This is a genomic window from Solihabitans fulvus (genome assembly GCF_008386585.1).
In the GTDB taxonomy this organism is placed as follows: Bacteria; Actinomycetota; Actinomycetes; order Mycobacteriales; family Pseudonocardiaceae; genus Solihabitans; species Solihabitans fulvus.
The window spans coordinates 48,634-63,717 of record NZ_VUOB01000027.1 but is presented as its reverse complement, the minus strand read 5'-3'; the positions used below and the strand labels follow the sequence as shown (position 1 = coordinate 63,717).

The 15,084-nt window shown below is 73.4% G+C and carries 4 protein-coding genes; all 4 read left to right on the top strand.

Annotated elements, in window-relative coordinates; all coding sequences use genetic code 11:
* The first annotated feature begins 98 nt into the window (after positions 1-98).
* Complete coding sequence (locus F0L68_RS16120; RefSeq protein WP_149850398.1) at positions 99-4,976, top strand: non-ribosomal peptide synthetase; 4,878 nt, start codon at positions 99-101, stop codon at positions 4,974-4,976.
* Complete coding sequence (locus F0L68_RS16115) at positions 4,973-8,209, top strand: non-ribosomal peptide synthetase (protein ID WP_149850397.1); 3,237 nt, start codon at positions 4,973-4,975, stop codon at positions 8,207-8,209. Before F0L68_RS16120 ends, F0L68_RS16115 begins: the two co-directional genes overlap by 4 nt.
* Positions 8,206-13,608: a non-ribosomal peptide synthetase/MFS transporter gene (locus F0L68_RS16110; RefSeq protein WP_149850396.1), complete on the top strand. Its 5,403-nt coding sequence runs from the start codon at positions 8,206-8,208 to the stop codon at positions 13,606-13,608. The genes F0L68_RS16115 and F0L68_RS16110 overlap by 4 nt, the downstream gene beginning before the upstream one ends.
* A gap of 236 nt (positions 13,609-13,844) precedes the next feature.
* Positions 13,845-15,077, top strand: a complete 1,233-nt coding sequence (locus tag F0L68_RS16105) for an RNA-guided endonuclease InsQ/TnpB family protein (RefSeq protein WP_149850395.1) — start codon at positions 13,845-13,847, stop codon at positions 15,075-15,077.
* The last annotated feature ends 7 nt before the right edge of the window (positions 15,078-15,084 follow it).

Genomic DNA, 15,084 nt, shown 5'->3' with positions numbered 1-15,084 from the left:
CCAACGCATCAGTTGCTCAGTGGAGTATCTGCCGGCACGGGACGCTGTGTGGCGCGGCTCACCCGTGGTGCGGCTGGGGACGGGTGAGGAGAAGCAGGGTGCAGGGTGGGCTGGGGTCGGTCGACAGGATCCACGCGGCGTTCGAGAGGCAGGTAGGCCGCACGCCGGAGCGCACGGCGGTCGTCATCGGCACTCGGCGGCTGAGCTACGCCGAGGTCGACGAGCTGGCCGAGGGGGTCGCGGCGCGGTTGGCCGGCAGGGGTGTCGAACCGGGCGCGTTGGTCGGGGTCTGCGTCGAGCGGGGACACTGGCTGCTGCCCGCGCTGCTCGGCGTGTTGAAGGCGGGCTGCGGCTACGTCCCGCTGGATCCGGCGTATCCGGCCGACCGGCTGGCCTTCGTGGTGGCCGACGCGCAGCTGTCGGTCGTGCTCAGCACGGCGGCGCGCCTCCCCGGCGTCGAGTCGATCCGGCTCGACGAGCCGGATCCAGGGCCGCCGCCGACGCGCATGCCGGTGCCCGGTGACGGCGGCGACATCGCATACGTCATCTACACATCCGGCTCGACCGGCCGCCCCAAGGGCGTGGTCGTCGAGCACCGGAACACGATGAACCTGCTGGCCGAGGAGGCGCGGCGGTACTCGGCGGACGAGCTGCGCGGCGTGCTCGCCGGGACGTCCGCGAGCTTCGACCCCTCGGTGAGCGAACTCTTCCTGCCGCTGGTCACCGGCGGCACGGTGATCCTGGCCGACACGGTGCTTGATCTGCCGGTCCTGCCGGCCAGGGACGAGGTCACGCTGGTCAACGGCGTGCCGTCGGTGCTGTCCGCGCTGCTGCGGCGGCCGCTGCCGGCGGGTGTTCGCACGGTCGTCACCGGTGGCGAGCGCCTGCCGAGGGCGTTGGCGGATCGGATCTTCGCGAGTCCGCAGGTCCGCAGGATCGTCCATCAGTACGGCCCGACCGAGTGCACGACGACCTGCCTCGCCGCCGAGGTGACCCGCGACGAATCGGGCGAGCCGCCGATCGGGACGAGTTACGCGGGCTCGGTGCTGTCGGTGCGGGACGCCGACGGTCGGCCGGTCCCCGACGGCGAGACCGGTGAGCTGTGGGTCGCCGGGCCCGGCGTCACGCGCGGCTACCTCGGCCGGCCGGAGCTGACCGCGCGGAGATTCGTGTCGACGGCGGAAGGACGGTGGTATCGCACCGGGGATCTGGTGCGCCGAAACGGCGGTGTCCACCGCTTCGCCGGCCGGCTCGACGACCAGGTGAAGATTCGCGGCCACCGGGTCGAACCCGGCGAGGTGGCCTCGGTGCTCGCCGAACATCCCTTGGTGCGCAACGCGGTGGTGACCGCGCCGACCGACGCGGCTGGCGGGCGGCGGCTGGTCGGCCACGTCGAGCTGGCCGGCGGGGCGGCGGTCACCGAGCGGGAGTTGCTGCGCTGGCTGGCCGACCGGTTGCCCGCCCAGCTGGTGCCGTCCCGGCTTGCGCTGATCGATGCCTTTCCGTTGACCCCCAACGGAAAGGTCGACCGGGCCGCGCTGCCGGAGGTGTCGGTGCACCGGGACAGCGCGGTGCCCTACGTCGCGCCGCGTACCGACACCGAGCGGCTCGTCGCCGAGGTCATGGCGGCCGAACTCGGGCTGCCCGAACTCGGCGCGCTGGACGGGTTCGTCGAGTCGGGCGGGGATTCGCTGGCCGCCGCGCGGGTCGTCGCGGGGGTCAGCACCCGGCTCGGCCGGCCGGTCCCGCTGCGGGTGGTGCTGGGCAATCCGACGGTCGCCGCCGTCGCGGCGGCGCTGGACGAGGCGGACCGGGATGGTGCGGATCTGGGCGGTCCGGAGCACGCGGCTCCCCTGGTCCGGTTGACCGGCCGCGACCGCTACCCGCTGACCGCGATGCAGCGCGAACTGTGGTTGCTGCGCCAGCTGAATCCGGACCTCGCGGTCGCGATGACGGCGGCCAGGTTCCGGCTGACCGGCCTGCCTGACTCGGGCGCGCTGCGCGCCGCGCTCGACGCCGTGGTCGCCAGGCACGAGGTGCTGCGGACGGTGATCGAGCAGGACGGGGACGAACCGGTCGCGGTGGTCGGGCCGCCGATGTCTGTGCCGATGGCCGAGCACGACCTTCGCGAGCTACCCGAAACGGACCGCGACGCACGGGCCGCAGCCCTCGCCGATGCGGCCGCCCACACGGCGCTAGAACCGGTGCCTGCGCTGCGCGCGACCGTGCTGTGGGTCGGGCCCGCTGTGGCCGAGGTTGTGCTGGTGGTGGACCACCTCTACTACGACGGCGCTTCCATGGCTCCGTTGCTGCGCGAGGTGGTCGCCGGGATCGTCGCCGAACTTGCCGGCCGCCGGGCCCTGGACGCGGTGCCCGCGCCCGCGTTCCACCTCGGTGATGTCGCCGTGCACGAGCGGGAGTCCGGTCCGGCCGCGGCGCGCCTGCGGGAGTTCTGGCTTGGCCAGGTCGGCGACGCGGTGCCGCCCTCGGTCGGCTCCGACCGGCCGGACGGCCGCACCGGGTATCGGACCGAACGGCTGACCAGGACGCTCGATCCCCTGCTGGACAAGGAGCTTCGCGGGTTCGCCACCGAGAGTGGGGTCACGCCGTTCGCCTGTTACCTTGCCGCGCTCGGCCTTGCGGTCGCCGGGCTGACCGGTCACGGCGACACCGTGATCGGCGTGCCGGCCGCGCGTCGGGCCGCGTCCGGTCTCGCCGACGTGATCGGGCCGCTGCTCGACCTGCTGCCGCTGCGGTTGCGGCCCGCGGTCGGCTCGACGTTCCGGGAGGTCGTCGCGCACGCCGCGCTGGTGACCTCGGCCGCGCTCGCGCACCAGGACGCACCCCTGACGGACGTGCTACCGGACTCGGTGCGCACGCCCGTCGTGCTCTCCGTGCAGCCGCCGGGGCTGCCCGTCTCGATCGAGGACGGGCCGGTGCGGCTGGAGTTCCTCGGCGAACTCGGCACCGGCGCCAGCCCGTACGAGCTGACCGTCTTCCTCAACGAGACCGCGCTCGGCACGGAGCTCCAGGTCGAGTACGCCGTCGACCTCCTGTCGGCCGAGGACGCCTGCGCGTTCGCGGATCGGTTGCTGCACACCATCACCACCGCGCTCGCGGACGGCGACGCGCCGGTGGCGCGGCTGGCTTCGGTGACCCCGGCCGAGCGGGAGTTGGTGCTGCGCAACGGGTTCGGCGGCGAGCTGCCGGCAGATCGGCCGGCGACGATCGTGGCCGCGGTGCTCGGCCGGGCCTCGGCGCGACCGGACGCCGTCGCGCTGTCGGGTTCCGGCGGCGAGCTCAGCTACGCGGGCCTGGTCGACTGGTCCGGCCGGGTGGCTGCCGCTCTGGTCGCCGCCGAGGTCGGTATGGGCGTGCCGGTCGGGGTGTGCGTGCCTCGCGACGAACTGCTGCCGGCCGCGTTACTCGCCGTGCTGCGGGCGGGCGCGCCCTACCTGCCGCTGGACCCCGAACATCCGGCCGACCGGCTGAGCTGGCTGGTCGCGGACGCCGGCGCGACTGTGGTGGTGTCACGGGGTTCGGCGCTGCCCGCCGCCCGCGCGGTCGCCGGGGTCACCGTGCTGGACCTGGACGGGCTGGTGCACGGGTCGGTGGGCGAGCTGCCCGTGGTCGGCGCGGACGACGTGGCTTACGTGCTCTATACCTCGGGTTCTACGGGACGCCCCAAGGGGGTCGAGGTGACGCACGCGAACCTCGCGGCCTTCGTCGCGGCGCAACTCGCCGAACCGGGCCTCGGCCCCGACGACGTGGTGCCGGCGGTGGCGTCGCTGGTGTTCGACGCGTCCTGCTGGGAGATCTGGGGAACGCTGGCGGCCGGCGCGCGCTGCGAGGTGGTCGAGCGGCGGGCCGCCTTCGACGGGCACGAGCTCGCGGAGCGGCTGCGCGACTCGGCGGCGACGGTGCTGATGCTGCCGCCGACGATCCTGCGCGCGCTGCTGGCCGCTGGGTGGCGCGGCGGGGCGCAGCTGCGCGTGTTGAGCTGCGGGGAGGTGCTCGATCCCGAGCTGGCCGGCGCGGTGCTGCCGCTGGTCGGCGAGCTGTGGAACGTCTACGGTCCCACCGAGGACACCGTGCTCGCGACGGTGCATCGACTGTCCACAGTGGATGGTGAGCGGGTGCCGATCGGTCGGCCGATGGCCGGCGAACGCGGCTATGTCATGGATCCGTTCGGCCGACTGTCGCCGCCGGGCGCGACCGGCGAGCTGTGGATCGGCGGCGCCGGGGTGACCCTCGGCTACCGTGGGCGGGCCGATCTCACCGAGGCCGCGTTCGTCGCCGACCCTGTGCTGCCGGGCGGGCGGTGCTACCGGACCGGCGACCTGGTTCGGTGGCGCGCCGACGGTGCGCTGGACTACCTCGGTCGGCGCGACCACCAGGTGAAGGTGCGCGGGTACCGGATCGAACTCGGCGAGATCGAGACCGTGTTGCGCGGCAACGATTCCGTCGCCGACGTTGCGGTCGTGGTGCGCACCGACGGTGCGGACGAGCACCTGGTCGGGTACGTGGTGTGGCGCGGGGAGCCCGCGGACCTGGAGTCGCACGCGCGGCATCGGCTGCCGGAGTACATGGTGCCGCACCGCTGGGTGACGCTGCCGGAGCTGCCCACCACGGCCGGCGGCAAGGTCGATCGGGCCGCGCTGCCGGTGCCCGACCGTGTCCACCACGAGTACCGCGCGCCGGCCTCGGTGCTGGCCAGGCTGGTCGCGCAGACGTGGGGCGAGGTGCTTGGCGTCGAGGGGATCGGCGAGACGGACGACTTCTTCGCGCTCGGCGGCCATTCCCTCGCCGCGACGCGGGTGTCCGCGCGGCTGCGCGAGGCGCTGGGCTGCGCGGTCTCGGTGCGCATGGTGTTCGAGCGGCCGATGCTCGGCGAGTTCGCCGCCGAACTCGAGCGGGTCGCCCTCGCCGAGCTGGCCAACGCGGTTTCCGACAACGACAACAGGAGTGCCGAGTGACCGAGCTGGACACGGGTGTCGCGCAGGATCGGTTGCAGGCGCTGCTCATGGAGCGCGCGAGCGCGGCACTCGCCGCGCGGCGGCCGGGAATTCCGGTCCGCGCCGACCGGGACGCGCCCGCGCCGTTGTCCTCGGTGCAGGCCGGCCTGTGGTTCCTGGCGCAGTTGGCTCCGGACAGCGCGGCCTACCACGTGCCGGTCCTGCTGCGGATGTCGGGCGCGCTGGACGCGGCCGCGCTGGTCAGGGCCGTTCGTGCACTCACCGAGCGGCACGAGGTGCTGCGGACGGTGTTCCTGCGGGACGGCGACGGCCCGGTCGGCGTTCTCGTGTCCGCCGACCGCATTCCGGTGTCCACTGTGGACATTACCGAGGACGGGCTCGCGTCGGCGGTCGCGGAGGAGCTGGCGAGGCCGTTCCGGCTCGACGAGGAGCCGCCCATGCGGGGCGTGCTGTACGTGCTCGGGCCGACCGAGCACCTGCTGGCGTTGACCCTGCACCACATCGCCGTCGACGGTTGGTCGCGGGACCTGCTGCTGGCGGACCTGGCCGCGCTCTACGCGGCGGAGACCGACCGGGGGCCGGTTCCCGCGCTGCCCCGCCTCCAGTACGCGGACGTGACCGCCTGGGACCTCGACGAGCGCGACGGCGCTGAGGCGTCCGCCGAGCTGGCGTGGTGGGCGGCGCAGCTGGCCGGCGTGGACGGCGTCGTGGAGCTGCCGACCGACCGGCCCCGGCCCGCGGTGGTGAGCTGGGCGGGGGCCGCCGTGCCGGTGGAGATTCCGGCCGAGGTCGTCGAGCGAGTCGGCGCGCTCGCCGCCGACGCAGGCGCGAGCCCGTTCATGGTGTTGTTGGCTGCCTGGCAGGCATTGCTGGCCCGGTTGTCCGGGTCCGAGGACATCGTGGTCGGCGTGCCGGAGTTCGGCCGGCACCATCCCGACGCCGAACGGGTCGTCGGCTGTTTCATGAACACCCTGGCCATGCGGGTCGATCTCGGCGGCGCGCCGACGGGGCGCGAACTCGTGGACCGCGTCAGGGAGACCGTGCTCGGCGCGTTCGCGCACCACCGCACCCCGTTCGAGCGGATCGTGGACCGGCTCGCCCCGGACCGCGGGCTGAGCGCGACGCCGGTCGTCCAGGTCATGCTGAGCGTGCTGGACTCGCCGGCCGACGTGCCTGAGTTCGACGGTCTCGACGTGACGCCGGTCGACCCGGTGGTGCGGGTCGCGAAGCTGGACCTCAACCTGACGCTGACGCGGCACGCGGACACCTACCGTGGCGAGCTGACGTTCCGCACCGACCTGTTCGACCGGAGCACCGCGGCGCGGATCGCCCGGTGGTACGTCACGATGCTGGCCGGTGTCGCCGCCGAGCCCGACCGGTCGGTCGGCGCGGTCCCGCTCGACGAGGTGCCCGGGCCGGCGATTTCGGGACCGCGCAAGGAGTTTCCCTCCGATGTCCTGCTGCACGGGCTGGTGGACCGGTGGATCGCGGAACGACCCGACGCGGTCGCCGTGGTCGGCCAGGACCGCACGCTCACCTACGCCCAACTGGACGACGCGGCCAATCGGTTGGCACACCGGCTGATCGCGGCCGGCGTCGGCACCGAGGAACCCGTCGGCGTGTTCGCCGAACGCGGCGCGGACCTCGTCGTCGCGCTGCTGGCCGTGTTGCGGGCCGGCGGGGCGTACGTGCCGCTGGACTCCTCCTACCCCGACGAGCGGATCGCGGACATGCTGGACTCGGTCGGCGCGGAGGTGGTGCTCGCCGACCGCGCGTTGGCGCCGCGGATGGCCGACCGGACCGTGCTGGTCATCGACGACCCGGCCGACGAACTCGGGCCCGTGCTCCGCGAGGTGCGCCAGGATCACCTGGCGTACATCATCTTCACGTCCGGCTCGACCGGCCGGCCCAAAGGCGTCGCGGTGGAGCACCGCAACATCACCCACTACCTGTACGCGAGCCTCGACGCGCTCGACGCGCCCGCGGCGGGCGGGCGGTCCTTCGCGCTCGTCTCCACCCACGCGGCCGACAACGGGCTGACGAACGTCTTCGGCGCCCTGGTGACCGGTGGAACCATCCACCTGCTGGACCGCGAGGTCGCCCTCGACCCTGCGGCGTTCGCCGACTACCTCGACCGGCACGCCGTCGACGTGATCAAGATGGTGCCGAGCCAGCTCGAACTGTTGGCCTCGCAGGGCGATATCGGCAGGGTGCTGCCCCGCCGCATGATCATCCTCGGCGGCGAGGCCTGCCCGTGGACGCTGGTCGACCGGATTCGGGCCGCGCGACCGGAACTCGCCGTGGAGGGCCGGTACGGCCCGACCGAGACCACCGTGTCGGTGCTGGGGTGGGCGGTCCGCGACGTGCCGGCCGAGCTGCGGTCGGTGGCGGTGCCGACCGGGCTGCCGCTGGCCAACTCGGAGTGCTTCGTGGTGGACGCGGCCGGCCGGCCGGTGCCGGCCGGGCTGCCCGGCGAGCTGTGGATCGCCGGGCCGGGGGTGGCGCGGGGATACCTCGGCCGGCCGGAGGAGACGGCGGCGCGGTTCGTGCCCGACCCCGTGACCGGCGAGAAACGCTGCTACCGCACCGGCGACCGGGTGCGGATCAACTCCGCAGGGCTGGTCGAGTTCCTCGGTCGCATCGACGACCAGGTCAAGGTCCGCGGCTTCCGCGTCGAACCCGGCGAGGTCGCCGCCGCACTGCGCGCGCGGCCGGGTGTGGTCGAGGCCGTGGTGCTGGCTGTCGGCGAGCCGGCGACCCGCCGGTTGGTCGCCTGGATCACGACGGACAAGTCCACTGTGGACGTTACCGAACTGCGGACCGCGGTGCGCGCGGTGCTGCCGGACTACATGGTGCCGGCCGCGATCGTCGTGCTCGACGCGTTCCCGTTGACGCCGAGCGGGAAGGTGAACCGCGCCGCGCTGCCGGAACCCGAGACGCGGGCCGCCGGCACCGGGCGCGCGCCGGCCACCGAGGCGGAGCTGCTGGTCGCCGAGATCTGGTCGGCGGTGCTGGCCCGCACCGAGATTTCGGCCGAGGACGACTTCTTCGCCCTTGGCGGGCATTCCATGGCTGCCACCAGGGTCACCGCCCGGCTGCGCGAGGTCCTCGACGTGCCGGTGCCGGTCAGGGCGGTGTTCGACCGCCCGGTGCTCGCGGACTTCGCCGAGGCCGTCGAGGCGCTGCTGATGACCGAGTTCGCACCCTCGACCGAACAGGAAACGGCGCAATGACCGAGCTGGACACAGATCCGACCCGCGCCAGGTCACTGGTCCGCGACCGGTTGGCCGCCGCGCGCGGCCGGCTCGCCTCGGCCGCCTCGGCGATTCCCGTGCGGACCGACGTGCCCGACTCGGTGCCCCTGACCTCCACCCAGGCGAGGCTGTGGTTCCTCGGGCAACTCGAACCGGACAGCACCGCCTACAACGTGCCCGACGTGCTGGCCCTGCGCGGCCCCCTGGACGTGCCGGCGCTGCTCGGCGCGCTGCGCGACCTGGCCGGCCGGCACCTCGTGCTGCGGTCCACGATCGAGGACCGCGACGGCGGGCCGGTCGCGGTGGTCGGTCCGATCGACTCCGTGCCGATCTCGGTCGAGCGGCCGGCCGATTCCGTTGCGGTGGCGGCACTGCTGGCGCGGGAACGCACCCGCCCGTTCGCCCTCCACGCCGAACCGCCGATGCGGGCCGTGCTGCTCGAGGTCGGCGAGGACGAGCACATCCTGGCGCTCACCTTCCACCACATCGTCACCGACGCGTGGACGCGCGGGCTGGTCGCCACCGAGCTGGCCGGGCTCTACGCCGCGCGGCTCGAGCTCGGCGCGGCGCCGCCCGCCGCGCCGCAGTACCACGACTGCGTTGCCTGGCTGGAAAACGCCGCGACCCCGGCCGCCGAGTCGGCGGACCTGGAGTGGTGGGCGGCGCGGTTGGCCGGCGCGGACGGCGTGCTGGCGCTGCCGACGGATCGGCCCCGGCCGGTGGTCGCGGACTGGGCGGGCGGCGCGGTGCCGGTGGAGATTCCGGCCGAGGTCGTCGAGCGGGTCGGCGCGCTCGCCGCCGCCGGTGGCGCGAGCCCGTTCATGGTGTTGTTGGCCGCCTGGCAGGCGTTGCTGGCCCGGTTGTCCGGGTCGGACGACGTCGTGGTCGGCGTGCCGGAGTTCGGCCGGCACCACCCGGACGCCGAACGGGTCGTCGGCTGCTTCGTGAACACCCTGGCCATGCGGACCGATCTCGGCGGCGACCCGACCGGGCGCGAACTCGTCGACCGCGTCAGGGAAACGGTGCTCGGCGCGTTCGCGCACCACCGCACCCCGTTCGAGCGGATCGTCGACCGGCTCGCGCCCGAGCGCGGGCTGAGCGCGACGCCGGTCGTCCAGGTCATGCTCAACGTGGTGGACTCGCCGGCGCGGCCGCCGGGGTTCGCGGGCCTCGACGTGACGCGGTTCGATCCCGTGCTGGACACCGTGAAACTGGACCTGAGCCTGTCGCTGGAGCGCGCGGGGCGGGGCTACCGGGGCGCGCTGACGTTCCGGACCGACCTGTTCGACCGCACCACCGTCGAACGCATCGCGCGCTGGTACCTCGTCATGCTGGCGGAGCTGGCGGCCGAGCCCGACCGGCCGGTCGGCGCCGTCGCGTTGGCGGAGGTGGCCGGTCCCGTCGCCACCGGCCGGCACAGGGAGTTCGCGGGCAACGGCGTGCTGCACGAGCTGGTGGACCGGTGGATCGCGGAGCGACCCGACGCGGTCGCCGTGGTCGGCCCCGACCGCACGCTCACCTACGCCGAACTGGACGACGCGGCCAATCGGTTGGCACACCGGCTGATCGCGGCGGGCGTGCGCACCGAGGAACCCGTCGGCGTGTTCGCCGAACGCGGCGCGGACCTCGTCGTCGCCATGCTCGCGGTGTTGCGGGCCGGCGGCGTCTACCTGCCGCTGGACTCCTCCTACCCCGACGAGCGGGTCGCGGAGATGCTGGCGTCGGCGGGCGCGACGGTCGCGCTGGCCGATCGCGCGCTCGCGCCGAGGGTGGTCGGTGCAACCGTGCTCGTCATCGACGACCCGGCCGACGACCTCGGGCCCGTGCGCCGCGAGGTACGTCCGGATCACCTGGCGTACATGATCTTCACGTCCGGCTCGACCGGCCGTCCGAAGGGCGTCGCGGTGGAACACCGCAACATCACCCACTACCTGCACGCCGTGCTGGAGCGGCTTGGCGAGCCCGTCGCGGGCGGGCGGTCCTTCGCGCTGGTGTCGACCCATGCCGCGGATCTCGGCCTGACCAACGTGTTGGGGCCGCTGGCGACCGGCGGCACGGCGCACCTGCTCGACCGCGAGACCGCCCTGGACTCCGAGGCGTACGCCGACTACCTCGACCGGCATCGGATCGACGTGGTGAAGCTGGTGCCGAGCCAGCTCGAACTGCTTGCCGCGCACGGAGAGCTGGCCGAGGTGCTGCCGCGCCGGATGCTGATCCTGGCCGGCGAGGCGTGCCCGTGGACGCTGCTGGACCGCGTCCGCGCGGCCCGACCGGACCTGGCCGTGCAGGTGCACTACGGGCCGACGGAGACGACGGTCGCCGTGCTCGCGTGCGCCGTCGAGGACGTGCCGGCGGAGTCGCGGACCGGCATCGTGCCGATCGGCGTTCCGCTCGCCAACGCGGAATGCTTCGTGGTCGACGCGGCCGGCCGACCGGTGCCCACCGGGCTGCCCGGCGAGCTGTGGATCGCCGGCCCCGGCGTGGCGCGGGAATACCTCGGCCGGCCCGAGGAGACGGCCGCGCGGTTCGTGCCCGACCCCGTGACCGGCGAGAAACGCTGCTACCGCACCGGCGACCGGGTCAGGCTCAACTCCGCAGGGCTGATGGAGTTCCTCGGCCGCGTCGACGACCAGGTCAAGGTCCGCGGCTTCCGCGTCGAACCCGGCGAGATCGCCGCCGCGCTGCGCGCGCAACCCGGCGTGGTCGAGGCCGTCGTGCTGGCCAGGGGCGAGGCCGTCGCGCGGCGACTGGTCGCCTGGATCACGACGGGCGAGTCCACTGTGGACGTTCATGCGTTGAAGACGGCGCTGCGCTCGGTGCTGCCGGACTACCTGGTGCCGACCTCGATCGTCGTGCTCGACGCTTTCCCGTTGAACCCCAACGGAAAGGTCGACCGGGCCGCGCTGCCCGAGCCGCTGCCCGAGTCGAGTCACGGGTCGGCCGCGCCGGAGACACCGACCGAGCTGCGCATCGCCGGGGTGTGGTCGGAGCTGCTGGCGGTTCCAGGGATCGGCGTGCAGGACGACTTCTTCGCGCTCGGCGGCGACTCCTTCACCGCGGTGCGCGCGGTCCGGCAGATCGGCCTCGGGCTGCGGGTGATCGACCTGTTCACCCATCCCACGGTCGGCGCGCTCGCCGAGTTCCTGGACGGCGGCGACGACCGGGCCGCCCCCACCCTGCTGCACCAGCTCACCGGTCCCGCGCGGGGCGAGACGCCGACCGTGACGGTGTTGTGCGTGCCCTACGGCGGCGGGCTCGCGGCCGGCTACCGGCCCCTGGCCGAGCAGCTGGCCGCCGAACTGCCCGGCGCGGCGCTGCTGGCCGTCGAGCTGCCCGGCCACGACCCGGCGGCGCCCGACGAGGCCAGGCTGCCGCTGCCGGACGTCGTCGACCGGGTGCTGGCCGAACTCGCGGACCGGCGGACCGGGCCGATTCTGGTCTACGGGCACTGCGTCGGCTCCGCGCTGGCCACGGAACTGGCGCTGCGGCTGGAGGACGGCGGCCGGCCGCTGATCGGGCTCGTCATCGGCGGCAGCTTCCCGACCGCGCAGCTGCCCGGCCGGTTGCCGGCGTGGTGGAACCGGACCCTCGGCGGCGACCGGTGGCGGTCGGATCGGGGGTTCGAGGACGCGCTGCGGGTGATGGGCGGGCTGCTGGAGGACGAGGAGGAGGGCGGCGCCGAGGCGACCGCGATGATGCTGGCGAGCATGCGGCACGACGGGCACGAGGCGAGGCGCTGGTTCACCCGCGAGCTGACCGCGCAGCGGCGGCGCACGCTCACCGTCCCGGTGCTGTGCGTGATCGGGCAGCGCGACCTGACCACCGAGCTGTACCAGGAGCGGTTCGCGGAGTGGGGCGCGTTCGCGGACCGCGTCGAGCTGGCGGAGATTCCGCGCGCCGGCCACTACTTCGCCAAGCACCAGGCCGGCGCGCTCGCCGCGCTGATCGCGCAGCGGGTGCGGGACTGGCCGGCGGGGCGGGTGCCGGAGCCGCTGCCGGAGGTGACGGTCGTCGGCAGGACCGCGCGGCGGAACCTGCGCGAGTTCTACCTGCTCGCCGCCGGCCAGACGGTGTCGCTGGCCGGCAGCGCGCTGTCGGCGTTCGCCCTCGGTGTGTGGGTCTACCAACAGACCGGGCGGATCGCGGACTACGCGCTGATCACGATGTTCGCGTTGCTGCCGCGCATCCTGTTCGCGCCGGTCGGCGGCACGATCGCCGACCGCGTCGACCGGCGGCGAGTCCTGTTGGTGTGCGACGCGCTGGCGGCCGTGCTGATGCTCGGCCTGGTGGTGCCCGCGCTGACCGGCTCGCTGCACCTGTGGCAGGTCGCGCTGACCTGTGGGCTGCTGTCCACGATCGGCGCCGTGCAGCAACCCGCCTACGTGGCGTCGGTGGCGCAGCTGGTGCCCAAGCCTTATCTGGCGCAGGCCAACGCGATCGCGCAGGTCGGCACGACCGTCGGCACGCTGCTGGCCCCACTGGCCGGCGCGGCGCTGATGGCGCTGCTCGGCCTCGGTTGGGTCATCGGGCTGGATCTCGCGTCGTTCCTGGTCGGCGCGCTGACCCTGCTGGCGGTGCGGTTCCCGAACCGGATGTTCCCGCGCAGCAAGGAGTCCTTCGGCAAGGCGCTGACGGGCGGCTGGCGCTACCTGAGCAGGCGCAGGCCGTTGCTGATCATGGCCGGCTTCTTCGTCGTGGTGAACTACGTCGGCGCGCTCGTGTTCTGTCTCACCACGCCGCTGGTGTTCTCCTTCGGCGGCACGGCATCCGTCGGCGTCGTCGTCGCGCTCAGCGGCGTCGGCGGCATCCTCGGCGCGGTGCTGGTGGTGTGCTGGGGCGGCACGGCCCGACGCGCCACCGGCATGGTCGGGTTCGTCATCGGGGTCGGCCTCGGCGACGCGCTGCTCGGCCTGCGCCCTTCGGTCCCGCTCGCCTGCCTTGGCGGCCTGCTGACGCTGGGGTCCAGCGCGATCCTCAACGCGCACTGGCAGGCGTTGCTACAGACCAAGGTCGGCCCCGACCTACTCGGCAGGGTGTTGGCCACCAACCAGCTGCTCGCCGTCGCGATGACTCCGCTGGCGTTCCTGACCGCCCCGCTGCTGAGCGACTGGTTCGAGCCGCTGCTGCGCCACGGCGGGCCGCTCGCGTCGACCGTCGGCCAGGTCGTCGGCGTCGGGCCGGGCCGAGGAACAGGCCTGCTGGTGCTGCTCGGCGGCCTGTTCCTCGTCGCGTGGGGCGTGCTCGGGCTGCGCTATCGGCCGCTGCGGTACATGGAGGACGACCTGCCGGACTCGATCGCCGGCGCGGAACTCCCCGACGACCTCGACGCGGCGCAGGCCGAGGCCGACCTGCTCGTGGCTGACGATTCCATGTCCTGATCCCCGCTCGCGACGAACGAGAATCATCAGACACGGCCCATCGCCACCCGGATGCGGGCCAGTCTCCGCCCGTTGGGTCGGGGGTGAAAACCCGCGCTGGGAGGGCTGCCAAGGCCCGAGTAGCGCGGTGCACCGGGTGGTCGTGTCGCTCGATGTCCGCACCCGCTGTGCTGTGGCGTGGGAGTCACTCGATCGTGATCTTGCGTGGGTTCGCACGTGTGTTCGATGCTGATGGTGTGCAGCTTCACTTCAACTTCCGCGTGTGTCCGACACCCGTCCAGCAGCAGTCGCTGGCGCGGGCGTTCGGGTGCGCCAGGGTGGTGTTCAACGACGGGCTGCGCGCACGGCAGCGGGCACGCGAGAACGGCGAGCAGCACATCTCCGACGGGGACCTGTCCAAGCTGGTCATCACCGCGGCCAAACACACGCCCGAGCGTGCCTGGCTTGGCGAGGTGTCCTCGGTCGTGCTGCAACAGGCCCTCGCGGACCTGAACATGGCCTACCACAACTTCTTCGCCTCGGTCACCGGCACCCGCAAGGGCCGCAAGGTCGCCCCGCCCCGGTTTCGGTCCCGCAAAGACCATCGGCAGGCCATCCGTTTCACCAGGAACAGCCGGTTCGCGGTCCTGGACAACGGCAGGTTGCGGTTGCCGAAGGTCGGTGACCTGCGGGTGCGGTGGTCGCGGCCCCTGCCCTCGGACCCTTCCTCGGTCACGGTCGTCAAGGATGCGGCGGGCCGGTACTTCGCCTCCTTCGTCGTCCAGACCGGCGAGAACGAGAGGCTGCCGCCGGCCGACCCCGAGGTCGGTATCGACCTGGGGTTGACGCATTTCGCGGTGCTGTCCGACGGCACGAAGATCACGGCCCCGAGGTTCCTGCGCCGCGCGGCCCGCGCACTCACACGGCTGCAACGAGCCCTGTCCCGCAAGCAGCGGGGCAGCCGCAACCGCGCGAAGGCCGTGGTGAAGGTCGCCAGGGCGCACGCCCGGGTGGCTGACACCCGGCGGGACTGGCAGCACAAGCTGTCCACGGCGATCATCCGCGACAGCCAAGCGGTGTATGTCGAGGACCTGTGTGTGGCCGGTCTGGGTCGGACCCGGCTGGCCAAGTCCGTGCACGACGCCGGCTGGGCCAGTTTCACCGCGATGCTGGAGTACAAGGCCGCCCGCTACGGGCGCGCCTTCGCCATGGTGGACCGGTTCTTCCCGTCCACCCGCAGGTGCTCGGACTGCGGCAGGGTCAATGAGAAGATGGCGCTCGACGTCCGGTCGTGGACCTGCCCGTGTGGGTCGGTCCACGACCGGGACGTCAACGCCGCCAGGAATATCAAGGCCGCCGGGCAGGCGGACTTCAACGACCGTGGAGCGCAGGTAAGACCGGGACGAGTTCCGGCACGGCGCGGCGAAGCGGTAACCCACCCGGACGCCGCGCGGTCCACGCGCGGCATGGAGGGAATCACCGTCCGTTAGGACGGAG